The 25,699-nt window shown below is 42.6% G+C and carries 20 protein-coding genes and 6 tRNA genes; 19 read left to right on the top strand and 7 right to left on the bottom strand.

Going from position 1 to position 25,699, the window contains the following annotated elements; genetic code table 11:
- Positions 1–119: 119 nt before the first annotated feature.
- Both abiEi and EL244_RS05015 read left to right on the top strand, forming a co-directional pair.
- The gene (abiEi, locus tag EL244_RS05020; RefSeq protein WP_006812791.1) at positions 120–644 is read left to right on the top strand and encodes a type IV toxin-antitoxin system AbiEi family antitoxin; all 525 of its coding nucleotides are present in this window, start codon (positions 120–122) and stop codon (positions 642–644) included.
- 15 nt (positions 645–659) lie between these two features.
- Positions 660–1,550, top strand: coding sequence for a nucleotidyl transferase AbiEii/AbiGii toxin family protein (locus EL244_RS05015; protein ID WP_126459198.1), 891 nt, complete (start codon positions 660–662; stop codon positions 1,548–1,550).
- Positions 1,551–1,808: 258 nt separating this feature from the next.
- Here EL244_RS05015 and glnS read toward each other — a convergent pair whose 3' ends face one another.
- Together glnS and EL244_RS05005 are read right to left on the bottom strand one after the other, a co-directional pair.
- A complete protein-coding gene (gene glnS / locus EL244_RS05010; protein WP_039854007.1) occupies positions 1,809–3,476 on the bottom strand; it encodes a glutamine--tRNA ligase in 1,668 nt (555 codons plus the stop codon).
- 147 nt (positions 3,477–3,623) lie between these two features.
- Positions 3,624–4,439: a sulfite exporter TauE/SafE family protein gene (locus tag EL244_RS05005; protein ID WP_126459195.1), complete on the bottom strand. Its 816-nt coding sequence runs from the start codon at positions 4,437–4,439 to the stop codon at positions 3,624–3,626.
- Between the two features lie 239 nt (positions 4,440–4,678).
- Here EL244_RS05005 and EL244_RS05000 point away from each other — a divergent pair, with 239 nt between their 5' ends.
- Entirely contained in the window at positions 4,679–5,173 is a 495-nt protein-coding gene (locus EL244_RS05000; protein ID WP_006812795.1) for a DUF2569 domain-containing protein, read from the top strand.
- 58 nt (positions 5,174–5,231) lie between these two features.
- Here EL244_RS05000 and nagE read toward each other — a convergent pair whose 3' ends face one another.
- Positions 5,232–7,259: an N-acetylglucosamine-specific PTS transporter subunit IIBC gene (gene nagE, locus EL244_RS04995; RefSeq protein WP_126459192.1), complete on the bottom strand. Its 2,028-nt coding sequence runs from the start codon at positions 7,257–7,259 to the stop codon at positions 5,232–5,234.
- 357 nt (positions 7,260–7,616) lie between these two features.
- On the opposite strand from nagE, the gene nagB reads away from it, so the two are divergent.
- The 10 genes from nagB (at position 7,617) to EL244_RS04940 (ending at position 13,508) form a co-directional block, all read left to right on the top strand.
- A complete protein-coding gene (gene nagB, locus EL244_RS04990) occupies positions 7,617–8,420 on the top strand; it encodes a glucosamine-6-phosphate deaminase (protein ID WP_126459189.1) in 804 nt (267 codons plus the stop codon).
- Positions 8,421–8,541: 121 nt separating this feature from the next.
- Positions 8,542–9,708, top strand: a complete 1,167-nt coding sequence (gene nagA, locus EL244_RS04985) for an N-acetylglucosamine-6-phosphate deacetylase (protein WP_126459186.1) — start codon at positions 8,542–8,544, stop codon at positions 9,706–9,708.
- A gap of 7 nt (positions 9,709–9,715) precedes the next feature.
- Positions 9,716–10,939 carry a DNA-binding transcriptional regulator NagC gene (gene nagC / locus EL244_RS04980; protein WP_006812799.1) on the top strand — a complete coding sequence of 408 codons (1,224 nt, stop codon included), beginning with the start codon at positions 9,716–9,718 and terminating at the stop codon, positions 10,937–10,939.
- A 254-nt stretch (positions 10,940–11,193) separates the two neighbouring features.
- Positions 11,194–11,270 (top strand) — tRNA-Met (locus tag EL244_RS04970).
- 7 nt (positions 11,271–11,277) lie between these two features.
- Positions 11,278–11,362: transfer RNA gene (locus EL244_RS04965), tRNA-Leu, on the top strand.
- A gap of 33 nt (positions 11,363–11,395) precedes the next feature.
- Positions 11,396–11,470: transfer RNA gene (locus tag EL244_RS04960), tRNA-Gln, on the top strand.
- Between the two features lie 48 nt (positions 11,471–11,518).
- Positions 11,519–11,593 (top strand) — tRNA-Gln (locus EL244_RS04955).
- A gap of 48 nt (positions 11,594–11,641) precedes the next feature.
- A tRNA-Met gene (locus tag EL244_RS04950) sits at positions 11,642–11,718 on the top strand.
- A 13-nt stretch (positions 11,719–11,731) separates the two neighbouring features.
- Positions 11,732–11,806 (top strand) — tRNA-Gln (locus EL244_RS04945).
- 355 nt (positions 11,807–12,161) lie between these two features.
- On the top strand, positions 12,162–13,508 hold the full coding sequence (locus EL244_RS04940) for a dicarboxylate/amino acid:cation symporter (RefSeq protein WP_006812800.1): 1,347 nt from the start codon (positions 12,162–12,164) through the stop codon (positions 13,506–13,508).
- Positions 13,509–13,578: 70 nt separating this feature from the next.
- Here the strand turns inward: EL244_RS04940 and ubiF are convergent, their stop codons facing one another.
- A complete protein-coding gene (gene ubiF, locus EL244_RS04935) occupies positions 13,579–14,766 on the bottom strand; it encodes a 3-demethoxyubiquinol 3-hydroxylase (RefSeq protein WP_115164854.1) in 1,188 nt (395 codons plus the stop codon).
- A 337-nt stretch (positions 14,767–15,103) separates the two neighbouring features.
- Here ubiF and miaB point away from each other — a divergent pair, with 337 nt between their 5' ends.
- The 5 genes from miaB to lnt all read left to right on the top strand — a co-directional run bounded on the left by miaB (position 15,104) and on the right by lnt (position 20,664).
- A complete protein-coding gene (miaB, locus tag EL244_RS04930) occupies positions 15,104–16,534 on the top strand; it encodes a tRNA (N6-isopentenyl adenosine(37)-C2)-methylthiotransferase MiaB (RefSeq protein WP_006812802.1) in 1,431 nt (476 codons plus the stop codon).
- Between the two features lie 86 nt (positions 16,535–16,620).
- Complete coding sequence (locus EL244_RS04925; RefSeq protein ID WP_154600588.1) at positions 16,621–17,619, top strand: PhoH family protein; 999 nt, start codon at positions 16,621–16,623, stop codon at positions 17,617–17,619.
- Positions 17,620–18,087, top strand: coding sequence for an rRNA maturation RNase YbeY (ybeY, locus tag EL244_RS04920; RefSeq protein ID WP_112836359.1), 468 nt, complete (start codon positions 17,620–17,622; stop codon positions 18,085–18,087).
- Between the two features lie 154 nt (positions 18,088–18,241).
- Positions 18,242–19,126, top strand: a complete 885-nt coding sequence (corC, locus tag EL244_RS04915; protein ID WP_006812805.1) for a CNNM family magnesium/cobalt transport protein CorC — start codon at positions 18,242–18,244, stop codon at positions 19,124–19,126.
- On the top strand, positions 19,126–20,664 hold the full coding sequence (gene lnt / locus EL244_RS04910; RefSeq protein WP_126459183.1) for an apolipoprotein N-acyltransferase: 1,539 nt from the start codon (positions 19,126–19,128) through the stop codon (positions 20,662–20,664). The genes corC and lnt overlap by 1 nt, the downstream gene beginning before the upstream one ends.
- A gap of 62 nt (positions 20,665–20,726) precedes the next feature.
- On the opposite strand, the gene EL244_RS04905 is transcribed toward lnt, so the two are convergent.
- The gene (locus EL244_RS04905) at positions 20,727–21,650 is read right to left on the bottom strand and encodes a diacylglycerol kinase catalytic domain-containing protein (RefSeq protein WP_126459180.1); all 924 of its coding nucleotides are present in this window, start codon (positions 21,648–21,650) and stop codon (positions 20,727–20,729) included.
- A complete protein-coding gene (locus tag EL244_RS04900) occupies positions 21,647–22,669 on the bottom strand; it encodes an SPFH domain-containing protein (protein WP_126459177.1) in 1,023 nt (340 codons plus the stop codon). Before EL244_RS04900 ends, EL244_RS04905 begins: the two co-directional genes overlap by 4 nt.
- Before the next feature lie 151 nt (positions 22,670–22,820).
- Between EL244_RS04900 and EL244_RS04895 the strand changes: the two genes are divergently transcribed.
- Positions 22,821–23,534, top strand: coding sequence for an NUDIX hydrolase (locus tag EL244_RS04895; RefSeq protein WP_126459174.1), 714 nt, complete (start codon positions 22,821–22,823; stop codon positions 23,532–23,534).
- A 512-nt stretch (positions 23,535–24,046) separates the two neighbouring features.
- On the opposite strand, the gene EL244_RS04890 is transcribed toward EL244_RS04895, so the two are convergent.
- Positions 24,047–25,560, bottom strand: a protein-coding gene (locus tag EL244_RS04890) for an IS3 family transposase (protein ID WP_126458315.1) whose coding sequence is annotated in 2 segments (ribosomal slippage) — positions 24,047–25,116 and positions 25,116–25,560 — 1,515 coding nt in all. Because the reading frame shifts where the segments join, the coding sequence is not laid out codon by codon here.
- Between the last annotated feature and the right edge of the window lie 139 nt (positions 25,561–25,699).

Here is a 25,699-nt window from a genome sequence, read left to right as displayed (position 1 = left end):
TTTAACCAATAGGTCTACAAAACATTACTTTAATGGTAACTTTTTGTAGACCTTATAGTTGTGGAATTTACTCCATAGGTATACACTAAGTTACCTATTGCTTAACTTAGTGTATACCTATGGCAAAAATAGATAAATTATTAAGCGCCTTGGCTAGCGCGGTAAAAGCTGGTGGTGGCATTCATAGTGCGGCAGAGCTTGCATTTATGTTAGGTGAACCTTGCAATCCAACGTTTAGAAAATTTCTGACAGATAGTGTGAAAAAAGGTCAGCTTAGAAGAGTCGTAAAAGGGTTATATGAAAGTGTACTTACCCCACCAGAACCTGAAACTGCGATTTATAAAATTATTAAAAAACTACGTAGCAATGTATTAAATTATATTAGCCTAGAAAGTCAGCTAAGTTATACGGGAAACATTTCACAAGTGATTATGGGTCGAGTCACCGTTATTACTAAAGGCCGCAGTGGTCGCTTTGATACACCCTATGGCGTGATTGAATTTATCCATACAAAAAAGCCAATTGAGCAGATTGCTCCAAATTTGTACTATGACTCTGACATAAAAATGTATCGAGCAAATACAGCACAAGCCATTATTGACCTTAAACACTGTCAGCGAAATATACATATGCTGGATTTGTAATACGAGGAGAGCGATATGTTAAAACAACAGATTAGACAAATAATCCAAGTAAATCCAGACTATGCAGCGATCACGCCAGTAATAGAAAAAGAAATTTTACATCATGACATTATGGATGTATTAATCAGACAAGGTGCTATGCAACGGCTCACCTTTATTGACGGAACATCTCTTCGGATGTGCTACAACAGTTCACGTTTATCAGAAGACTTGGACTTTAATGGTGGACATGATTTCAAACCCACTGAATTTGACGGTTTAGAATTTGAGATACAAAAGTATATTCAGAATAAATATGAAACCGACGTTTGGGTAAATAAGCCGTCAGAGGAAAAACAGGGGGATACAGTGTCATGGAAAATCAGCATTGTGAAAGAGGCTAATCGCCCTGATTTACCAAGGCAAAAAATGCATATTGATGTATGTGCTATCCCTTCATTTGATATTGAAAAACGCCCTTTACTGAATCACTACGATATTGTTGTACCGACAGAGGGGATCTTAGTTCCAGTTCAATCACTGCAAGAAACGCTCGCAGATAAGCTGATTGCTTTAGCCTATCGAGCAAGACGAATAAAACCTCGTGATATATGGGATATTGTTTGGATAAAACAACGTGGTATTAGCCTATCAAAAACGCTAGTCGAAAAGAAATTGATTGCGAGAAATAAGGAAATAGACGATTTTCATCACGCCATTGCGATACAGCTTAATAAATTGATGCAAGAAGATGACCTACGCAATGATTTTAATGCTGAAATGAGTCGTTTTATTCCTAAACAAATTAAAGAGAGAACAGTTGATAACCCTGAATATTGGGCTTATGTTCAGACTGAAGTAAACGATATTGTTACTGAATTACTAAATAATATTAAGCCAAAGAATCCATTCGATATGGGGTTGTGAAACATCCAACTTTATAAGACATTTCACAACCCAATTTTTACAATTAAAACAACGTTCTAAACCAATCTTCTAAATAATTCGCATTGCAGTCAGCATAGCTACAGCGCGAAGCATAACGAAGATTAGTCCTCTAAATACTTCGTGTTGTAGCAAGGCGGCAAGTGAGCTAATCCCTAGGAGCATACATAAGTATGTGACTAGGGTTAGCGAGTGCAGCTAACGCAGCTACAGCGCGAAGTATGACGAGGAGACGAGAACTTAGTTAGACTCAATCTTAGCCCACGTATCACGCAACCCTACAGTACGGTTAAACACCAGTTTATCCGCGCTGCTCAGTTTGTTATCTGCGCAGAAATACCCTTCACGCTCAAACTGATAGGCTTTTTCAGCCGGCGCATCACGCAGACTTGGCTCAACGAAACCTTGGCGGATCACTAAGGATTCTGGGTTCAACGTTGATAAGAAATCATCTTCTGCCGCTGGGTTTGGAACCGTAAATAGGCGGTCATATAGGCGAATTTCTGCTGGCAGAGCATGTGCTACACTCACCCAGTGAATAACGCCTCTCACTTTGCGACCATCCGCAGGATCTTTATTCAACGTATCCGCATCATAAGTACAGAAAATTGTCGTGATATTGCCTTCTGCATCTTTTTCTACGCGTTCAGCTTTAATAATGTAAGCATTACGCAGGCGAACTTCTTTACCTAAAACCAAGCGCTTATATTGGCGGTTAGCTTCTTCACGGAAGTCAGCACGATCAATGTACAGCTCATTGCTGAACGGCACTTCACGGGTACCCATCTCAGGTTTATTAGGATGGTTTGGTGCCGTTAAGATTTGCTCACCAGCAGGCATGTTTTCAATCACTAAACGGACAGGATCGATAACCGCCATCGCGCGTGGTGCTGATTCATTCAGATCATCACGGATGCATGATTCCAATGCCGCCATTTCAACGTTATTGTCTTGCTTGGTCACACCAATACGGCGACAAAATTCACGAATTGACGCAGCAGTATAACCACGACGACGTAAACCAGAAATGGTTAACATACGTGGATCATCCCAACCAGCGACATGTTTTTCCATGACCAATTGGTTCAGCTTACGCTTCGACATCACCGTATATTCAAGATTCAGACGCGAAAATTCGTACTGACGTGGGTGACAATCAATGGTGATATTGTCCAATACCCAATCATACAAGCGACGGTTGTCTTGGAACTCTAAAGTACACAGAGAATGGGTGATCCCCTCTAATGCATCAGAAATGCAATGAGTGAAGTCATACATCGGGTAGATGCACCATTTGTTACCAGACTGGTGATGCTCTGCAAATTTAATGCGATACAACACTGGATCACGCATAACCATAAATGGTGATGCCATATCAATTTTTGCACGCAGACACGCTTTACCTTCATCAAAGCCACCATCACGCATTTTTTCAAATAGCGCTAAGTTATCTTCGATTAAGCGCTCGCGGTAAGGGCTATTTTTACCTGGCTCTTTCAATGTCCCACGATATTCACGAATTTCATCTGGGCTTAATTCATCAACGTAAGCCAGACCTTTTTTGATCAGCTCAACCGCATATTGATAAAGAATATCGAAATAATCCGATGAATAACGAATATCGCCGCTCCACTGGAAACCTAACCATTGGACGTCGTTCTGAATAGAGTTCACATACTCAACATCTTCTTTGACCGGGTTAGTATCATCAAAGCGTAAGTTACACTGTCCTTGATAATCCTTTGCGATACCAAAGTTTAAGCAAATGGATTTCGCATGGCCAATATGTAAATAGCCATTCGGTTCAGGTGGAAAACGTGTGTGTACTGACGTATGTTTTCCCGTCGCCAGATCTTCATCGATGATCTGACGGATAAAGTTTGTTGGGCGAGCATCTGCCTCATTCATTGTCATCATTCCTCAGTGCCAAAAGCGCGCTAAAATCGCGTAGTAACCAAATATATTCTACTATAATACGTCAGGAAACAACCGTTTGATTAAGGTTAGTCAACAAAAGGTATGGCAAAGGGATTTTTTTAACAAAAAAACGTCTATTTAGACCCATAACATGACCCCGAGAACGACCATTAACAAGATTGGATAACTTTGTGCATGGCGTTTATCGCTGAGATACGGCATTAAAAAAGAAGCAAAACGGATCCCGAGCCATGAAGTGGCGATCAAAATCAATGCTCCCTTAATATAAATCATGCCCCAAAACCCCGAGCCTAATTCAATGTGTTTTTCCACCGCAAAGTAGAAATACATCACCGACCCCGTGATTGCCATGGGCAATGTCAGCGGGTTCGCAAATGCAGCTGCTTGCAACATACTTGCGCCTCGACGACGCATTAATGGCACCGTCATCACACTGCCACCTACCCCAAGAAACGCCGCGACTGTGCCAATTAGCATTCCAATGGTGCCCTCTGCCAAATAACTTCCTTGGTTTAGATTTATTCCCTTTGGCTGAGTTTTCATAAAACCGGGACGAATAAAGCAATCTAAAATAGTGACCACTAAATAACCGATAAAAATCCAACGGATCCATTCGCTATCTACTGATAAGGCAATCAGCGCCCCCAAAACGCCCCCAATAGAAATAGGTAAAATGAATGGTTTAATCATTTTCCAATCCAAGTTGCCTTTTAAATAGTGGGCTCGGCTTGAAACACTGGATGAAAAAATCATCACGCAGGTCGATGTGGCAACCGCAATTTGCATTGCAATATCACGGACATCAAGCTGAGATCCCCAAACCAACGTAATAAGTGCATATAAAAGCGGTACAGTGATAAAACCACCACCAAACCCAAACAGTGCCGTAGTGATGCCTGAAATAAAACCAAATAAACACAGAAGAAGCTCCACCGCTGTACCCCCATTATGAATTGAATATTTATCATATCCATCAGAGTACGCTTTGGCTTACGCAGATTTGACAAGTAACTTTGAGATTTTGCCAAATTGATTGCTAGATATTTGCAGTATAAAAAACAAAAAATCTCAAATTAGGCGCAAATTTCATATTTGCTCTACACTGTAATTATTCACTTTAGCAGTAGTGACACGGAAGCTTAATCACCACAAAAAAATAGTGAAGGTAAGAGATGAAATGCATCAACTGTCATGAAAATGAAGCGAATCAAGAATCAGGATGGTGTAGCCAGTGCGAGAGTTTACAGGCAAATAAAATCAATGGATTTTTATATTTACCCGCCTTAGGGCTAGTTATTACATTGGTATTATCTGTCATGGGGGGTTACGAGCTCGCCAAGGTTTTGTTCAACTACTATCAAAATAATGGATTCATTCCGCGCTTTTACATTGGAACCATTATTTTAAATTCGACTTATTTACTGCTAATTTTGATTACGTGCTATTTTTTCTTCAGCCACAGAAAAGGCGTTCGTAAATTTGTCATTCCTTACTATCTGTTTGGCATTATTATCAGTTTAGATTCTACCGTCATATTTGCCCAAGCTTATCATGTGAGACTCACTGATGCAGATTACCAACAAATGATCTCCAGCATTATCAGTGCCGTGATTTGGATCCCCTACTTTATTTTTTCAAAACGCATATCTATCGTCTTTTCAAGATAAAAAAATGCCAGCTATTGCAGTAGCTGGCATTTAACTATTTCAGTTAGCTATAACGCGACTATTTCAATACGTTATAAATCACTGTCTCACCGGCAGTCACTTGACCTTGGGCTAAAATCTCAATACCAGCAAAGTCATCAATGTTGCTAATAATGACTGGGCTAATCATTGATTTTGCTTTTGCTTTAAGGAATGGCAAGTCGAGTTTTAGAATCGGAGTACCCGCTTCAACTTCAGCGCCTTCTTCAATTAAACGCGCACAACCTTCACCATTTAAAGCCACTGTATCGATACCCATGTGAACAATCAGTTCGATGCCATTGGTAGTTTCAAGACAGAATGCATGATTGGTTGGGAAGATTTTAACAATCGTACCTGCCGCTGGTGCTAATACTTCGCTGCTGGTTGGTTTGATGGCAATACCATCGCCAACAATGCGGCTAGAAAAAGCTTCATCAGGCACATTATCCAATGAATAAACTTGCCCACTGACCGGTGCCACCAAAGATAATATCACATTACCTTTCGCTTTTTCTGGTGCAGCTTGTTTACTCTCGGTTGGAACAGGTGCAGAGACAGATGCAGCGACAGGGCCTTTAGCCAAGACTTCCGTCATTGCCTTAGCCACCAACTCAGCACGCGTACCGACAATCACCTGCACGTTTTGTTTGTTCAGACGAATAACACCCGATGCGCCAAGACGTTTGGCTAGCGCTTCATTCACAACGGCTGAATCTTTAACACCCAAACGTAAACGTGTGATACAAGCATCGATATTGACGAGGTTATCGCTACCACCGACGGCTGCGATATACTGACGAGCTTCTTTTTGAATCTCGCTATCATCGCTATGTGCATCGCTGATATTTTCGTTATAACCGTCAGCAGTTTCATCTCCAGCACTGACTTCACGGCCCGGAGTTAACAGGTTGAATTTACGGATCATGAAACTAAAGATGACATAGTAAATGCCAAAGAAGACTAAACCTTGAACAATCAGCATGTACCAGTTTACAGCGAGTGGGTTACGGGTTTGTAGGAACATATCCACCAAACCAGCACTAAAGCCGAAGCCTGAAATCCACTCCATGGTTGCTGCGATATACACCGAAATACCAGTTAATATTGCATGGATTACATACAGCACTGGCGCAACGAACATAAAGGAGAATTCAAGTGGCTCAGTGATACCGGTAAAGAATGCAGCAAACGCACCTGCAATCATGATACCTGCAACTTTCGCTTTATTTTCTGGACGTGCGCAGTGGTAAATCGCTAATGCGGCACCCGGTAGACCAAACATCATAATTGGGAAGAAACCTGCCTGATAGCGCCCTGTGATACCCACAGTTGCAAGGCCTGCATCAATTGACTTAGCACCACCAAGGAAGTTAGGAATATCATTAATTCCTGCCACATCAAACCAGAATACCGAGTTCAAGGCATGGTGTAAGCCAACTGGAATTAATAGACGGTTAAAGAATGCGTAGATACCCGCACCCACTGATCCCATATCTTTAATGCTTTCACCGAAAGAAACTAATCCGTTGTACACCACAGGCCAAACATACATCAGAATGAAAGCCAAGATGATCATCAGGAATGAGGTTAAAATCGGGACTAAACGGCGACCGCTGAAGAATGACAGCGCTTTAGGTAATTCAACACCACTGTAGCGGTTATATAACTCAGCGGAGAGAACCCCGACTAAGATACCGACAAATTGGTTGTTAATTTTATTGAATGCCGCTGGAACGGATTCCAGAGGAACATTCATAATCATAGAGTAAGATGCAGGAGAACATAGCGTTGTCACCACTAAGAATCCGACAAACCCGGTTAACGCGGCTGCGCCATCTTTATCTTTGGACATTCCGTACGCAACACCAATTGCAAACAACACTGACATGTTGTCGATAATCGCTGCACCGGATTTGATCAGTAACGCGGCGATTGCACTATTGGCACCCCAACCATCTGGGTCGATCCAATAACCAATCCCCATCAGGATTGCGGCGGCTGGTAAGACAGCAACAGGCACCATCAGAGCCCTACCGATCCGCTGTAAGTAGCTAAGAATATTCACAAACTCCCCCTTTGTATCGCTTTATTTTTTGTCCCATTTACAGGATCTTATTTTCACGCATCAGAATCATAACTGACAGTGTTAGATTATAGCAGTCGATAGTCTAGATGAATTTTTTCGCGATACAAAATAATTAGCTAAAATCTGTGATAAATGTCAATGAAAGGATCCTATTATTGACTAAATTAGTAGCTATTATTTAAAACTTATTTTATTATTAAAAATAAGTTTTTTATTTTATTTGCTGTATATACTCCAAGTACCTCAAGTCATAAGAAAAGAGTTAATGATGTTCAGCTTATTGGGGCTTGGGGACTAACCAGTATAAATTTAAAGAGACACTAGAGGTAAAAGTACATGAGGCTTATCCCATTAAATAATGCTCATGATGTTGGCGTATGGTCAGCGCAGTACATCGCCGATAAAATCAATGCATTTAATCCGACAGCTGAGCGCCCTTTCGTTCTAGGCTTACCCACTGGCGGTACCCCACTTGCCACATATAAAGAATTAATCACTTTATATAAAGCGGGGAAAGTGAGCTTTAAGCATGTGGTTACGTTTAATATGGATGAATACATCGGTATTCCAAAAGAGCACCCACAAAGCTACCATACATTTATGCATCAGAATTTCTTTAATCACATTGATATTCAAGCTGAAAACATCAATTTATTGAACGGTAACGCACCGGATGTTGATGCCGAATGTCAACGTTATGAAGATAAAATCAAATCCTACGGTCAGATTGATTTATTTATGGGCGGCGTAGGTAATGATGGTCATATTGCCTTTAATGAACCTGGTTCTTCTCTGAGTTCCAGAACCAGAATTAAAACTCTGACCCCTGAGACTCGCCAAGCTAACTCTCGCTTTTTTGACAATGACATCAACCAAGTTCCCAAGTTTGCATTAACAGTGGGTGTTGCAACGCTGCTGGATTCTAAAGAACTGATGGTTCTAGCAACAGGTGCCAATAAAGCCAATGCCGTTTATGCCGCCGTTGAAGGTTCCGTCAATCACTTATGGACTATCAGCTGTGTACAGCTTCATCCAAAAGCCATCATTGTGTGTGATGAACCCGCAACATTGGAATTAAAAGTTAAAACTCTCAAATATTTCAAACAATTAGAATGTGAAAATATTGAGAAATTTAATTGATTTATACTCAACGTCATTTTAGTCAACATTTATTATCGAAAATAGACTGAGTATCGAACACCCGATCAGCAATATCCTGCTGATCGGTGACCCATTTACTCGCGGTCAGGAGTTTTAAGCTATGTATGCACTAACTAATTGCATTATTTATACAGGTCACGAAAGACTGGAAAACCACGCTGTCATTATTGAAGGTGAAATCATCAAGGCAGTCTGTCCAGAATCCGAGCTATCCAACACGATTGAACGCAAAAATTTACAAGGCGCAATCCTTTCTGCGGGCTTTATCGACTTACAAGTTAATGGCTGTGGTGGTGTGCAATTCAATGACAATAAAGAAAATGTGACATTGAAAAACCTAGAAATAATGCAAAAGGCCAATGAGCGTTCCGGCTGCACCAGCTTCTTACCAACCTTGATTACCTGTTCCGATGAGCTGATGAAGCATGGCGTTGATGTCATGAGTGAATTCCTAAAAAGCAATAAAAACCAAGCGCTTGGTTTACATATTGAAGGTCCATATATTAATCTAATTAAAAAAGGGACCCATAATCCAGAATTTATTCGTAAGCCATCCGTAGAAATGATCGATTATTTATCTGATCATGCCGATGCAATCACTATGATTACCCTCGCCCCTGAAATGGTTGAAGAACATTTTATTCACCAACTCACCGATGCAGGTATTGTGGTTTCTGCGGGCCATTCTAACGCGACCTATGATGAAGCTCGACAAGGTTTCAGAGCGGGTATTCGCGCGTCTACTCACCTATTCAATGCGATGCCGTATATTTCCGGCCGTGGTCCAGGTTTAGTTGGCGCTATTTACGATACCCCTGAAGTGTACGCTGGCATTATTGCTGATGGCTTACATGTCCAATGGGCAAATATCCGCAACAGTAAAAAGCTGAAAGGCGATAAGCTCGTTTTAGTCACTGATGCAACTGCACCAGCAGGAATAGATCCTGAAACTGATGAAATGGATCATTTTATCTTCGCAGGTAAAACCATATACTACCGTAATGGGCTATGTGTCGATGAAAATGGCACCCTTAGCGGTTCATCACTTACCATGATTAATGCCGTGAAAAATAGTGTTGAACAGGTTGGTATTCCACTTGATGAAACCTTAAGAATGGCAACACTTTACCCCGCCAAAGCCATTGGGGTTGATGCCAGCTTAGGTTCTATTGAAACAGGAAAAATCGCTAACTTAACAGCGTTTAACCAAGACTTCCAAGTCCTTGCAACTTACGTTAACGGAGAGGAAGTCTACAAGCATGAGTAAATAGCTAATGAATCAAAGCCACTCGCTAAAGCAAATTGGTAATATTGATCTCGTAAAACAACTAAATAGCGCTGTCGTCTACAGCCTGATTGATCAACAAGGTCCGATATCGAGAATTCAGATAGCGGAACAGAGCCAGCTTGCCCCTGCGAGTGTCACTAAGATCACCCGCCAGCTACTCGAACGTGGTTTAATTAAAGAAGTTGACCAACAGGCCTCTACAGGAGGCCGCCGTGCTATTTCCATCGTTTCCGAATATAAATATTTCCATACCATCGGTGTGCGCCTTGGTCGCTACGATGCGACCATCGCTTTATACGACCTCAGCGGAAAAATGTTAGCTGATGGGCACTACCCGATTACCGAGCCCTCACAACAAATTGTTGAGCAAAAATTAATTGCTGCCTTAGAAGATTTTATTGGGTTACACCAACGGCGTATTAAAGAACTAATTGCGATTTCCGTTATTTTGCCGGGTTTAGTGAATCCTCATTCCGGTGTTGTCCATTATATGCCTCACATCAAAGTGGATAACTGGCATTTAATTGATAACCTACAGCAACATTTCAACCTCACCTGCTATGTTGGGCATGATATTCGCAGCCTAGCGCTCGCTGAGAGTTATTTTGGGGCAACCCGAGATTGTGAAGACTCTCTCCTTGTACGCATTCACAGAGGCGCTGGAGCAGGATTAGTGCTCAATAAAGAGATACTGCTTAACCATCGAGGTAATCTTGGAGAGATTGGGCATATTCAAGTCGACCCTCTCGGGGAGCTCTGCCACTGTGGAAACTTCGGTTGCTTAGAAACTATTGCATCCAATCAAGCTATTGAAACTCGAGTCAAACAACGTCTTGAGCAAGGTTACTCCAGCCAACTCACTCTTGATGCCTGCTCTATTACTCAAATTTGCCAAGCCGCCAATAAAGGCGATGCTCTGGCAACAGAAGTGATTCAACATGTAGGGAGGCAGATAGGAAAAGCGATTGCGATCACGATAAACCTATTCAATCCAGAAAAAGTGGTTATCGCGGGGGACATCATCGAGGCGGAAAATATTCTGTTACCCGCGATTCAAAGCTGTATTGACTCGCAAGCACTCAAAGGTTTTCGTGAAAACTTACCCGTTGTTACCTCGCAATTGGTGCATAATTCAGCAATTGGTGCTTTTGCACTGACTAAACGCGCCATGTTAAACGGTGAGTTACTACAGAAGTTATTAGAAAACTAATTTATTGGCTTTCTTGAAATGGTTTCTCTCGTTTTTTTGTTATTGATACGTGACTGTTTTATCGTCATCTAATCAAAGTAAATGTCATTTTTCTAAATTCAGGGTTGTTTTTTGCTGACTTTATCGACAAAATGATTATTCATCAAACAAACGAACGCATTTTCTAAAAAATAGTGCAAAAAGCTGTTGACTGTACTGCCTGTAATTAGCATAATGCGCCCCGCAACGCCGATGAAGGTAATGCAAAAAAAGATGGCTATGTAGCTCAGCTGGTTAGAGCACAACACTCATAATGTTGGGGTCACAGGTTCGAATCCCGTCATAGCCACCATATTTTTGCGGGAGTGGCGAAATTGGTAGACGCACCAGATTTAGGTTCTGGCGCCGCAAGGTGTGCAAGTTCAAGTCTTGTCTCCCGCACCATTTCCTTCTCGGTTAAAATTGAATTTAAGATATTGGGGTATCGCCAAGCGGTAAGGCACCAGGTTTTGATCCTGGCATCCCCAGGTTCGAATCCTGGTACCCCAGCCATCTTAAAGACAATTAAGTTACTCAGAATTAATAATAGATATTCTCGGATGGGGTATCGCCAAGCGGTAAGGCACCAGGTTTTGATCCTGGCATCCCCAGGTTCGAATCCTGGTACCCCAGCCATCTATTATCCTTCCAAGCAGTAAAATCACACAGTAAAGAAATTAAAACGGCTATGTAGCTCAGCTGGTTAGAGCACAACACTCATAATGTTGGGGTCACAGGTTCGAATCCCGTCATAGCCACCATTTCTTTTTTTGTTGGGGTATCGCCAAGCGGTAAGGCACCAGGTTTTGATCCTGGCATCCCCAGGTTCGAATCCTGGTACCCCAGCCATCTCTTCTTCAATATTTATCCCTATCTAAGTAAATTCTCAGATTACGATTATTTATTAAATCCTAGTTTTTTGATTTAACCCATCTTTAAATTTTAATTTAACTCTTGCTGAAATATTTAATACACATCATTTACTTTTGCGTAACTTTTATATCGGATCTGTGATACTCATCATTTTCTTGTAACCTGAGAAAGTGATAACCTTGCGACGAATTGTAGTTAGATTAGATTAGTAATACGTGAGCCCCCATCCCGTCTTAAATTATCAGTCCGACTTTCCAATCAACAACCAAACTCAGTTGTAAAAACCAATAATTATAATTGCTCTAACACAACATTTTTACAGAGAAAATTTATGCGAAACATAATAAAAGAACCACTATATAAAATTTTATATGTGCAGGTTATCGTCGCCATCACTTTAGGTATCGCCCTTGGACATTTTTTCCCAGATATCGGAGAGTCGTTAAAACCGCTGGGTGATGCATTTATCAAAATCGTTAAAATGATTATCGCACCTGTCATTTTCCTGACCGTTGTTACAGGAATTGCGGGAATGACTAACATGAGAACGGTAGGAAGCGTGGCGGGTAAAGCCATGCTGTACTTTATTACCTTCTCAACCGTTGCGCTTATTATTGGCTTAATCGTCGGTAACGTCATTCAGCCAGGCGCTGGATTAAATATTGACCCAGCAACTTTAGATAATTCAAAAGTTGCTGGCTATGTGGAGAAAGCTCACGAGTCGTCCATCGTTGGCTTCTTTATGAATATCATTCCAGATACCGTGATTAGCCCTCTGGTAAACGGAAATATTCTGCAAGTATTATTTATCTCTATTATTTTTGGTTTGGCATTGGCTTCAACTGGTAAGCACGGTGAACCGATTGTTAGACTGCTGCAAAACTTCTCTGAGCCCGTCTTCAAAATGGTTGCTATGTTGATGAAACTGGCACCTATCGGCGCATTCGGTGCAATGGCATTTACCATTGGTAAATATGGTATTTCGTCGATTGGTAACTTAATGATGCTGATTATGACGTTCTACATCACATCATTATTATTTGTACTGGTTGTTCTAGGTGCCGTAGCTAAATACAACGGCTTCTCCATCATTGCTTTAATCAAATACATCAAAGATGAATTATGGTTGGTTTTAGGAACCTCTTCTTCTGAAGCGGCACTACCCAGCTTAATGAGAAAAATGGAACACGCTGGCTGTGAAAAATCGGTGGTAGGTTTAGTTATCCCAACGGGTTATTCATTTAACCTCGATGGTACTAACATCTATATGACCATGGCAGCGCTGTTTATTGCTCAAGCGACCAACATTGACCTGACTATTTGGGAACAAGTTTCTCTTCTGTTAGTCGCAATGATCAGTTCTAAAGGTGCCGCGGGTGTAACAGGTGCAGGTTTCATTACCTTAGCCGCAACGTTAATGGTTGTTCCAAGTGTGCCTGTTGCAGGTATGGCTCTAATTCTGGGTATCGACCGCTTTATGTCTGAGTGCCGTGCTCTGACTAACTTAGTCGGTAACGCTTGTGCCTGTATCGTTGTCGCTCGCTGGGAAAAAGAGTTAGATACAGAAAAGCTGGCTCACGCATTCTCAACTAAAAGTGAGTCTTTAGATTCAATCATCACTGAAGAAGATGTTGCTGTTCAACCAACAGCTTCTATAGATGTCGCGAACAAACAATAATTTGCCTACCATCTAATAAAACAAGCCGCTATTGCGGCTTGTTTTATTTAAATCGAATTAATACTTTACTCTACAGCCCCAGCGCATATTTCAGTGCCAATTTTTTTGCTTCTCCGGCGCGTTGGGCTGTCATCAAGCCCAAGTTTCGCAGCATTTTCAAACCCGGTAAATTTTCACTGAATGCCATATAAAACACATCCATACCAGCTTGCATTGCAAGGTTATCAGGTAAGCGACGGCGTTGATAACGCTTGAGTACATCCAAAGATTCCCAAGCTTCAATGCATTCTCGAGCTTGGTAGATCACGTTCAGTAAAACATCCACATCACGATAGCCAAGGTTAACACCCTGCCCCGCTAATGGGTTGATCGTGTGCGCAGCGTCACCAATCAGTACCAACCCGTCCATCACATAACGGCTAGCATGGTGACGCGTTAATGGAAATGCCCCAGAGGCAACGGCATTTACCTCGCCGAGACGCTCTGGAAATGCTTCAGTAATTGCCCCCGTGAGCTGCTCCATCGACATACTTTGAAGACGACGAATTTTGGCAGGGTTGTCATACCATACTAACGAAGCCCAATTATCATACAGCGGTAAAAATGCCCGAGGTCCAGAGGGGTAAAATTTTTGCCATGTACGATCTTGTTGCGGCTCATTTGTTTGGATGGTAATCAGCATGCACGACTGGCGATACTGCCAACCACGACTACCAATACCCGCCATTTTACGCACTTGGGAATTTGCGCCATCAGCGCCAACCACTAATTTCGTGTTAAGAATGCGCCCATCATCCAGCTCAACCATCCACAATTTTTGGCCTTGTGGCTGAGATAAATTAATTAACGAGGCTGGGCAAACTAAGTCGAGATTGCTGTATTGTTCACACTCTCGCCATAATGCAAGTTGCAAAACACGGTTTTCTACCATAAAACCCAACTCAGGCAAGCCTAAGCTTTTGGCATCAAAGATGACATTGCTACCCGGATCTTCCCACGTTTCTAATTCGCGATAAGGTGCACTGCGCATGGCTTCCACATGTTTCCATGCACCTAATTGCTTCAGTAATTCAACTGAAGCACTACTGATTGCAGAAATTCGCACATCGGGAGCTGTTTTGGAGTCAAACTCTACAGGCTGGGCTTTTTCGAGCAAAGCCACTTTCATCCCTTCTTGGGCGAATCCTAATGCCGCAGCTGCACCAGTCATACCTGCGCCGACAACGACAACATCATAAAATTCTGTTAGTTTATTCATCATAGTGGCTGCTATTAACTATTTGATTTGTTTAGTATACCGAAATTTTCTCACCCCCGCAGGCAATATCTGCGCTTGAGCTCTGGTCACTGATGCCTCAAATGAATACAATACTCATCAATCTTTAAAACAATAGGCAAATAGCCTGCCCTTAAGCATTTGGTGATGATATTATTTTAGCATGTTATTACTGAGTGATTTTTGCATTTAATCCATCAGAGAACGCTGTTCTTAATCAAAATGTGGTTAAATCACCAACAATATAGGGTAGGACTTTGGATTTACAACGCGTTTCGAAGTCCATAATTAAGCTCTTCGAAAACACCGGATATACGACATGTCGACAAATAAAAAGTTATATATGAAAACTTGGGGCTGCCAGATGAACGAATACGATTCATCTAAAATGGTCTCTTTATTAGAAAGCACCCACGGCTATCAACTGACTGACATTGCTGAAGAAGCAGATCTGTTGTTATTAAACACGTGTTCTATCCGCGAAAAAGCCCAAGAGAAGGTATTCCATCAGCTGGGTCGTTGGAAATTTTTCAAAGATAAAAAACCTGACATCATCATTGGTGTTGGCGGTTGCGTCGCATCTCAGGAAGGTGATTTTATTCGCCAGCGTGCTCCTTGTGTGGATATTGTTTTTGGACCACAAACATTGCATCGCTTACCTGAAATGATTAACCAAATTCAAGGTAATCGTAGCCCAATTATTGATATTAGCTTCCCTGAAATTGAGAAGTTTGACAATCTTCCTGAACCTCGTGCAGAAGGCCCAACGGCATTCGTTTCTATTATGGAAGGCTGCAATAAATATTGCACATTCTGTGTCGTTCCTTATACCCGAGGAGAAGAAGTTAGCCGCCCTTGTGACGATATTTTATTTGAAATCGCCCAACTGGCTGCCCAAGGTGTGCGTGAAGTGAACTTGCTTGGCCAAAATGTTAACGCCTATCGTGGTGCAACCTTTGATGGTGAAATCTGCTCATTTGCAGAATTGTTGCGCTTAGTCGCCTCTATCGATGGTATCGATCGCGTACGCTTCACCACCAGCCACCCGATTGAATTTACTGATGACATTATCGAGGTCTATCGCGACACTCCGGAATTAGTGAGCTTCTTACACCTACCGGTTCAAAGTGGTTCTGACCGTATTCTGACCATGATGAAACGTGCTCATACGGCGTTAGAGTACAAAGCCATTATCCGTAAATTACGTGAAGCACGTCCGGGGATCTTAATTAGCTCTGACTTTATTGTCGGTTTCCCGGGGGAAACAACAGAAGACTTCGAAAAAACCATGAAGCTCATTGCCGACGTGAATTTTGATATGAGCTACAGCTTTGTCTATTCAGCACGCCCAGGTACGCCAGCGGCAGATTTACCGGATGACGTGACTGAAGATGAGAAAAAACAGCGCCTGTATCTGCTGCAACAACGCATTAATCAGCAAGCAATGAGTTTCAGCCGTGCCATGCTGGGTACAGTGCAACGTATTTTAGTGGAAGGTACTTCACGTAAAAATGTGATGGAGCTTTCAGGCCGAACCGAAAATAACCGCGTGGTGAACTTTGAAGGCACCCCAGATATGATCGGTAAGTTTGTCGATGTCGAAATCGTCGATGTTTATACTAACTCTTTACGCGGCAAAGTGATTCGTACGGAAGATCAAATGGATCTGCGTGTTCACGAATCCCCAGAATCTGTAATTGCCCGTACTCGTAAAGAAGATGAACTTGGTGTTGGTAATTTCCAACCCTAAAGATAGGATACTCAGTGACCGATAACAAACCTGTGCAAATTGCCACACAAGAAATTTTTTTAGAGCCCGCAGATAATCAACGTTTGATGAGCCTTTGCGGGCCATTTGACGACAATATTAAGCAGTTAGAGCGTCGTCTCGGCGTTGAAATTAATCGCCGTGATAACCGTTTTAAACTCTCGGGTAAAGCGCTTAATATCCAAGCTGCCAGTAAAATTTTGCGTCAGTTGTATGTGGATACCGCGCCAATTCGTGGCGTAATCCCTGATATTGACCCAGAAAATATTCACCTTGCCATTGTCGATAGCCGAGTGCTTGAACAATCCGCAGAAAGCGTACCTGATTATGGTAAAGCAGTGAATATCAAAACCAAGCGTGGCGTGATCAAGCCTCGTACCCCAAATCAGGCGCAATATATCGCCAATATCTTAGATCATGATATTACATTTGGGATTGGGCCTGCGGGTACAGGGAAAACTTACTTAGCGGTTGCAGCGGCGGTAGATGCTTTAGAACGTCAAGAAGTACGTCGAATTCTCCTTACCCGCCCTGCGGTTGAGGCGGGCGAAAAACTGGGATTCTTACCGGGTGATTTAAGTCAAAAAGTCGACCCCTATTTACGCCCGTTGTATGACGCTCTATTTGAAATGTTAGGTTTCGAAAAAGTTGAAAAACTGATCGAACGTAACGTCATTGAAGTGGCGCCACTGGCTTATATGCGTGGTCGTACGCTTAATGATGCTTTTATTATTTTGGATGAGAGCCAAAACACCACCATCGAACAGATGAAAATGTTTTTGACGCGCATCGGCTTTAATTCAAAAGCGGTTGTCACTGGGGATATTACCCAAGTGGATTTACCAAGAGGCAGTAAATCAGGCTTAAGACATGCCATTGAAGTGCTTTCCAATGTGGATGATTTAAGCTTTAATTTCTTTCACAGTGAAGACGTGGTTCGCCATCCTGTCGTTGCAAAAGTCGTCATGGCTTATGAAGCATGGGAAGAGCAAGACAGCAAACGTCGCCAACAGTTAAAAGAAGAAAAAGAGCAACAACGCGAGCTTGAAAAGCAGGAAAACCACTAAATGAGTGACGTCATTCTCGATTTACAGATTGCTAGTGAAAATATCGAAGGTTTACCTTCTGAAGCAATGTTCCAGCGCTGGGTCAATGCCGTATTACCTAAATTTCAAGCTGAAAGTGAAGTCACTATTCGTATTGTTGACGAAGCCGAAAGCCATGATTTAAATTTGACTTACCGCGGTAAAGACAAGCCAACAAATGTGCTCTCTTTCCCTTTTGAAGCGCCACCAGAGATTGAATTACCACTCTTAGGTGACCTGATTATTTGCCGCCAAGTGGTTGAAAAAGAAGCTACTGAACAGCAAAAAAGTGAAGAAGAACATTGGGCGCATATGGTGGTACATGGTTGCCTACATTTACTGGGTTATGATCATATTGAAGATGATGAAGCCGAAGAAATGGAAGGGTTAGAAACCGAGATCCTCGCTGAGATGGGCTATGCAGATCCCTATCTTGCGGAAAAAGAGTGAGATCTCTATAATTTTTTAACAGAAAGTGTAGTTTTCCAACGCTAACTCATAAATTGTATAGCTAAATAAAATGTTTTAAGCTAACAATTAACTACCCTAGTAATATGGGTTAGCGATATTTTTTAATTAACTGAGGAATAATAAATTAAACGCCATGAGCGACGATAACTCTTCGAGTAGTGATAACCCTGGACCTAAGAAAGGTTTTTTTTCCCTCTTAAATCAACTTTTCCATGGTGAGCCAAAAAACCGTGATGATTTGGTCGAATTAATTCGTGACTCTGAACAGAACGATTTGATTGACCCCGATACCCGTGAAATGCTGGAAGGCGTTATGGATATCGCAGATCAGCGGGTGCGCGACATCATGATCCCTCGCTCTCAAATTGTTACCTTAAAACGTAACCAAACTCTTGATGAGTGCCTTGATGTCATTATTGACTCAGCCCACTCTCGCTTCCCTGTTATCAGCGAAGATAAAGACCATATTGAAGGGTTATTAATGGCAAAAGACTTGCTGCCATTTATGCGTACTGACGCAGAACCATTTAGTATTGATAAAGTGTTACGCCAAGCCGTTGTTGTTCCTGAAAGTAAACGAGTAGACCGCTTACTCAAAGAATTCCGTTCCCAGCGCTACCATATGGCCATCGTCATCGATGAGTTTGGTGGAGTGTCTGGTCTTGTGACCATTGAAGATATCTTAGAGTTGATTGTGGGTGAAATTGAAGATGAATATGATGACCAAGATGATGTCGATATTCGTCAATTGAGTCTTCACTCTTATTCTGTCCGCGCATTAACCCAAATTGAAGACTTCAATGACGCATTTGGTACCCATTTTAGTGATGAAGAAGTGGATACTGTGGGTGGCTTAGTGATGCAAGCCTTTGGGCACTTGCCTTCTCGAGGCGAAACCATCACTATCGATAATTACCAGTTTAAAGTTTCAATGGCCGATAGCCGTCGAATTATACTGCTACAAGTTAAAATTCCAGACGATGCACCGGTTCCTACTTTGGATAAAGAACAGAGTTAATGAACTTAACATCAATGACTCAAAGCCAGTGGTCTCGATTACTGCTGGCTTTACTATTCGGGGCCAGTGGTACGCTGGCTTTTTCGCCTTTTGATCTTTGGCCTGCCGCATTACTCTCAATCTTATTTCTTCAACTACTCACCCTTAATCGCACGGCTAAGCAATCTTTTGCCATCGCCTTTGCTTGGGGATTCGGTTTATTTGGTAGTGGGGTTAATTGGGTCTATGTGAGTATTGCTGATTTCGGTGGAATGCCAGATGCGGTTAACGTCTTTATTGTTATCTTGCTCGCGGCCTATCTCTCGCTGTATCCGGGACTATTTGGTGCATTACTCGCTAAGCTCACACCCAATGCGACACTCTGGCGCCTAGCCTTTGTTGCACCTGCATTATGGCAATTCACTGAGTTTCTACGTGGATGGGTACTCACTGGCTTCCCATGGCTACAATTCGGCTATAGCCAAATTGATGGTCCGATGAAATCATTAGCCCCCATATTCGGTGTGGAAATGATCACTTTGCTGCTATTTTGTATCAGCGGCTTACTTGTTTTCGCCTTAGTCCGTCGCAGCTTAATGGCTGTCGCCTGCGCCGCCATTTTATTATTTGCTCCACTGCTGGCAAAAAATTTCCAGTGGTTTACCCCATTAGATGATAAAAAAATGGAGGTGGCACTAGTACAGGGCAATATTCCCCAAGCAATGAAGTGGGAAGCCGGATTCTTACAGCACACCAAAGACTTGTATGTAAAACTGTCCAGCCCCTATATTGGCAAAGCCGATATGATTATCTGGCCAGAGTCTGCCGTCCCGTCGGTGGAATTAGAAAACCAAGCATGGTTAAAAGCGCTGGATACATTACTTGCTGAGACCAAGACACGGTTAATCACCGGAATTGTTGATGCAAAACCAGGAGATGGTCACCTTGAGTTTTATAACTCGATTATTGTGCTGGGTGATGAGAAAAAACCGTATTTATACCCATCCAAGAATCGTTATAACAAACATCATTTAGTTCCATTTGGTGAATTTGTCCCTCTAGAAGACTTACTCAGACCACTGGCGCCATTCTTTAATCTGCCAATGTCTGGTTTTAGTCGTGGTGATTACCAACAAGCCCAACTCGCTTTAGGTAATATCCATCTGACAGCAACAATTTGCTATGAAATTATTTTGGGCACACAAGTTCGAGATAACTTCAAGCCAGATAGTGACTACTTGCTGACAATCTCCAATGATGCATGGTTTGGAGAGTCTATTGGTCCTTGGCAGCATTTCCAAATGGCAAGAATGCGTTCTCTTGAATTAGGTCGTCCATTATTGCGTTCAACCAATAACGGCGTCACTGCGGTAATTAATGCAGATGGCACAATCCAAGATATGCTTCCTCAGTTTCAAACTGCGGTTCTTGCAACACAAGTCACTCCAACTACGGGCTTAACACCTTATGCTCGCTGGAGTAATTGGCCAATGTGGGGAACTGTTGTGGTATTCGGTGTGATGGGCTTTATCTTCAGTCGACGTCAAAAACATCAGTAATATCGTATAATGCGAATTAGTAATCCCCAATAGATTCAATATTCTATTGGGGATTTTTTATATTAACCAACTAGTTGCCCCTGTACATTCGCAATCCCAATAGAAACGATGCATCCTGCATTAAAGTCTAAATAGTCATCCTCTATACCATCTGAAAAAATAATCCCATTTTCAGGCATCAATGATTCAAGTAGCAATGGATGACCCAAATCAATGGAGCCAAACACCAATTCAGTTCCCGTAGTTTTACTCAAAAAAGGTTCTCGAACACTGAACTGTAGGCGCTTTTCTCCCCAACCAAATCCTTGAGACAGTGGATGGGAGTGAGTGCCTGCTATTGCTTGAGCTCCCGCCAAAATAGATTGGAACCACCCCGTTGATCCCAACCCTGTAGAAACAATAATCCCAGATGAAGATTGGTATTCTTGCTGTCCTTGCCATTTCACCAAATAACGGGCAGAAGTATGACTTTTGGGACCGATAAATAAATCATTTACAGCTAATATTGTCTGCCCATCATTGGTTTTTGCTTCAGCAAAAGTCACCGATTTAGAGACTATCTTGCCACTTAATGTTTTCGTCACTACTTCCGATAATTGCCCGATTTCAAACGGCAGTAATTTGCCATCCCATCGAGAGGGATCTGGATTAATAGCAATGACTGGCTGACCATTTAAATATTTCAGTGTGTTAGCTACTAAGCCATCCTGCCCAATCACCACAATAATATCCCGCGATGAAAATTGATAACTGGGCAATAATTGTCTTTCGAGTAATTGGAAGCGTCCTATTTTCTTTAATATCCCTTCAGCCTGAATTAATTGCTTCTGGTAAAGATCATGCTCAAGTAAGTAATCGCTCACTTCAACATGATTGTGCTCAAGATAAAACTTCGCTTGCGGCCAAGTATTAAATCGCTCAATTAACGCCTGCATCCGTGTTTTTCGTGTTACTAATACAAATCGTGCATCGTCGAATTGACTCATGATTTAGCCCCCTTTTTCATCAGTTGACCAAAAAGATCTGGTGAGAAGTTAATTTCGCCAATTTTTCCTGCATTTTGAGCCAAGGATTCAAAAGCCATTGCCATCAATTGCTCGGGATTCATCTTCGCAAGCGCCATCGCTTTTAAATTTTCTACCGGCAATTGGCTATAAGCTTTCATTTTAGATTCAATCGCATAAGCATCGGCATCTGATTGAGTTCTCTGATTTTCTGCACTAAGAGCGACTAATTCATTACGCTTAGCTTCTAAACTCACTTGTGAAACCAGCTCCTCTTGCTCAATTTCAGCACGTTCACGCAGTAGGGTTCGCTCATTATCAAGACGAGCCTCTTCAATTTGTTGTTCTTTCGCTTGCACGGATAAATCAGTTTCTAATTCAGCCTCTTTTATTGTTCTCTCTTGCTCTACAGAGAATTTTCGCCGTGCATAAATCGCATCATCGGCTTCTTTTAAAATAGCCTCTCTGGCCTGCGCTTCTAAGGCTTTTTGAGTTTCCGGTGACGGCATAATCCCAGAAATAGAAACCTCTAAAATTTCAATTCCCAACGACTCAATCGACGACTGCATTGCCAATTGTTGAGTCACTAACATCACCAATGTTTGCCCCATCAGCAGTGATTCTTTTAGTGGCGTTGTTTGTACTTTAGCCTGAATCAACGTTTGTGCGGTACGGACGACCCTATCAGTAAGCTTTAACGGATCTTCAGATAAGTAGGTTTTACCATCATGAGCTAAGTTGAAATTCAATACATTTGCTGTCTTTTCAGGAAACTTCACCTGAAAAGAAATTTGCCCTTGAATACGTAAACTTTGAAAATCTGCTGTTTGCAAATTAAAAATAAATGGCGCTTCTTGAGCATTTAATGGCAGCGCCGAAATTGATGTTTTATCCGCGTTATACCAAAAACTAATCCCTTTCCCCTGCTTACGAACAGCACCATTTACAGACTGAATAACAAACGTTGATGAATCTGATTTGAAATATTTAAAATGAAACATAGTGACCTCTCTTGTTATTGTCTTTATGACCTTAAATCATTATTGTCTTAATGACACAAACAAGTCAACACTTAAATGTCATAATGACAATAATGATCTTTTCGCGTATAGTTTGTTCATTGAGAATGAAAGAAAATAGGTCAATAACCCCATGACTGAAAAAGAGTTTTTATCTACTTATAATCGCCATGATTTTTTATCGCCACTGTTTAGCATTGATACGGTGTTATTCACTTATCATGAAAATACGCTAAAAGTATTGCTCGTTGAGCGAGCAAATCATCCAGAAAAAGGAAAATGGGGGTTACCCGGTGGGTTTATAAATGAAGTGAGTGATAAAACGCTTGAAGAAACGGTGTATAGAAAATTAAAAGAAAAAACAGGGGTGATCCCGCCTTATATTGAGCAACTTTGCACAGTAGGTAATGCTCAACGAGATCCACGAGGATGGTCAGTCACTGTTTGTTATACCGCACTTATCGCTCATCAGGCATGTGCAGCACATATCGAAAGCGTTAGCTCGGTCAAGTGGGTCACCATCGATGAAATCGATAGCATCCCATTAGCATTTGATCACTATCAGCTTTATTTACAAGCCCGTGAACGTCTACAACAAAAATCATTGTATTCGATTGTCCCTGGATTTGCCCTACCTGAAGTTTTTACCTTAGCAGAGCTCCAGCATGTTCACGAAGTTTTGATTGGCAAACCAATACAAAACAAATCATTTCGCCGTCGTTTAGAGCAAGCGGATTTATTGATTGATACAGGTGAAAAACGCCAAGAACGGGGTCGCCCAGCTAATTTATACCGGCTAAAATCCCAGTCAGCAGATTATCGATTTGTTCGTAATTTGGAAATATAGTTCCGAGGGTGAGAATCGAATAGAAGGCGGGATCTCTCCCGTCGTCAGGTTGTGGATTTTCTCCTTTAGCCTTTACTTGGCATACTGCCTGTCATGCGTTACGTGTTGAACCGAAGCCATAGCTGGTATTTGAGAAAGTGGAACCAACAATCGGGGGCGATGGCTTGTTGAACCAATCGGTCAATCACCGTCGGAATACCCAATGTTCTCACGCCCCCTCTGGCTTTGCGATAAAATAAACGCAGAAATTATATTGATATAAAAATACACCTTTCAATATTTCATTACTGTAAATTGGAAGAAACAAGTTAACAAAAGAAAAAACCCAGAAATATTCAAACCCTTCATTAATGCTCTTTTGCCTTATATATGTATATAGGCAACAAAAAAACCAACCAAATGATGGACAGTAATAACCATTCTGATTTAAAAAACTCCTATCCTTTATAAAAAAAAGCAAAGAAAAAAGAAAGACCCGGTAAGTGTCAAGGTAGTTGTCACCCTTTGTTAATTTAGGCAGCCTGTTTTTCCCGCTCAGGATTCAGGGTGACGGTCTCTTTTCTTTGCCAGTTCCGGGTATCTCCGGACCACCGTTCGGGATGGGTAGCTTTTGCTGTTTTGTACACTGCATCACGTTGTTTCAGCAGGGTAATATCCTCACCGGTATGCCGCTGCGACGGCGTGACATAGCCGATGCCGCTGTGCAGATGCCTGTCGTTGTACCACCGGGTAATTTTTCCCACCCATTTCCTTGCTTCCGTCAGGGTTTTAAAGCCCTGTGATGGCCACTGCGGCACGTATTTCAGGGTCCGGAACACGGATTCCGCATAGGCATTGTCATTGCTCACACGCGGTCTGCTGTGGGATGGCGTGATGTTCAGCTCATGCAGTTTCATCTGTAAGGTCTGTGATTTCATCGCCGCCCCGTTATCCGCGTGCAGTACCAATGGCTGACGCCAGCACCCCTCACGCAGGACTGTGCGCTGCATCAGCGCCGCCGCCTGTTCGCCGCTTTCGGTCTCATACACTTCGTAGCCGGTGATTTTCCGGCTGTAGATATCGAGTATCATGTAGAGATAAAACCAGCGTCCGCGCACCACCGACGGCAGCCAGGTGATATCCCATACCCAGACCTGACATGGCCCGGATGCGGTAAAGGTGGTCGGTACCGGTACTTTTTTCGGGCGCTGCTGACGCCCCCGGTGATGAAGTTCTCCGTGGCGGCGCAACACCCGGTAAAAGGTGGATTCACCCGCCAGATATATCCCTTTATCCGCCAGTTTCGGGACAATTTGGGACGGCGGCAGACTCGCGTATTCAGGTTGATGGCAGACAGTCAGTATCTGTTTTTCTTCTTCCGGACTCAGCTTGTTCACCGGCACCGGACGCACTGCGCCCGGTCTGCCGTCCGACGGGGATATCTGCCAGCGCCGCCAGGTCCGCAGACTCAGCTGAACTTCCCGGCAGGCAACAGCCAGCCGTGCGCCGGAGCTCACCGCCTCATTAATCCACCGGATAAACAGGGTGCGTTCGGATGCCGGAGTCAGTCGTCCCCGCCGGTTTCCCCGTAATAATCGCTGAGCTTTTTTCGCAGCACCAGGATTGCCGCCGCCTCCGCCAGGGCTTTTTCCTTGCGGACCAGCTCACGCTTTAACTGTTTGTTTTCCTTCTGGCTTTGCTTCAGTGCGGCTTTATCTCCGGGAGAGGATACCTGAAGAAAACCCTGTTTCCACTGCACCAGCTGCTCCGGATAGAGTCCTTTTTTGCGGCAGTATTCCGCCACTTCCGCTTCGCTGAGTGTGGCGGTTTCCACGATGGCGGCAAAGCGGGCTTCCGCCGGCCACTGTTCACTGTTTTTGTCTGCACCGGGCACGGGTTTTCCTTCTGATTTAGCCTGATTACGCCAGTTATACAGCGTAGCTTCGGATATTCCTTCCGTTTGTGCAACTGCGGAAACGGTCATGTTGTACGGCGGTAATAATTTAGCCAGTATGGCGGCTTTTCGTTCAGGTGAAATACGTTTCATGTGTCACTCCGCGCCCTCAGGTTTATTTTTCAGAGGGGGTGACAACTATCCTGACACTGAGGGGACCACCGAAAATATAATAAACTTAATTATTATAACATCAAGAAATGAAATACTAGATTGATTTAAAATACATAAA

Origin of the sequence: Providencia rustigianii (assembly GCF_900637755.1) — a bacterium.
GTDB lineage: Bacteria > Pseudomonadota > Gammaproteobacteria > Enterobacterales > Enterobacteriaceae > Providencia > Providencia rustigianii.
This window is presented reverse-complemented; position numbering and strand designations above follow the sequence as displayed.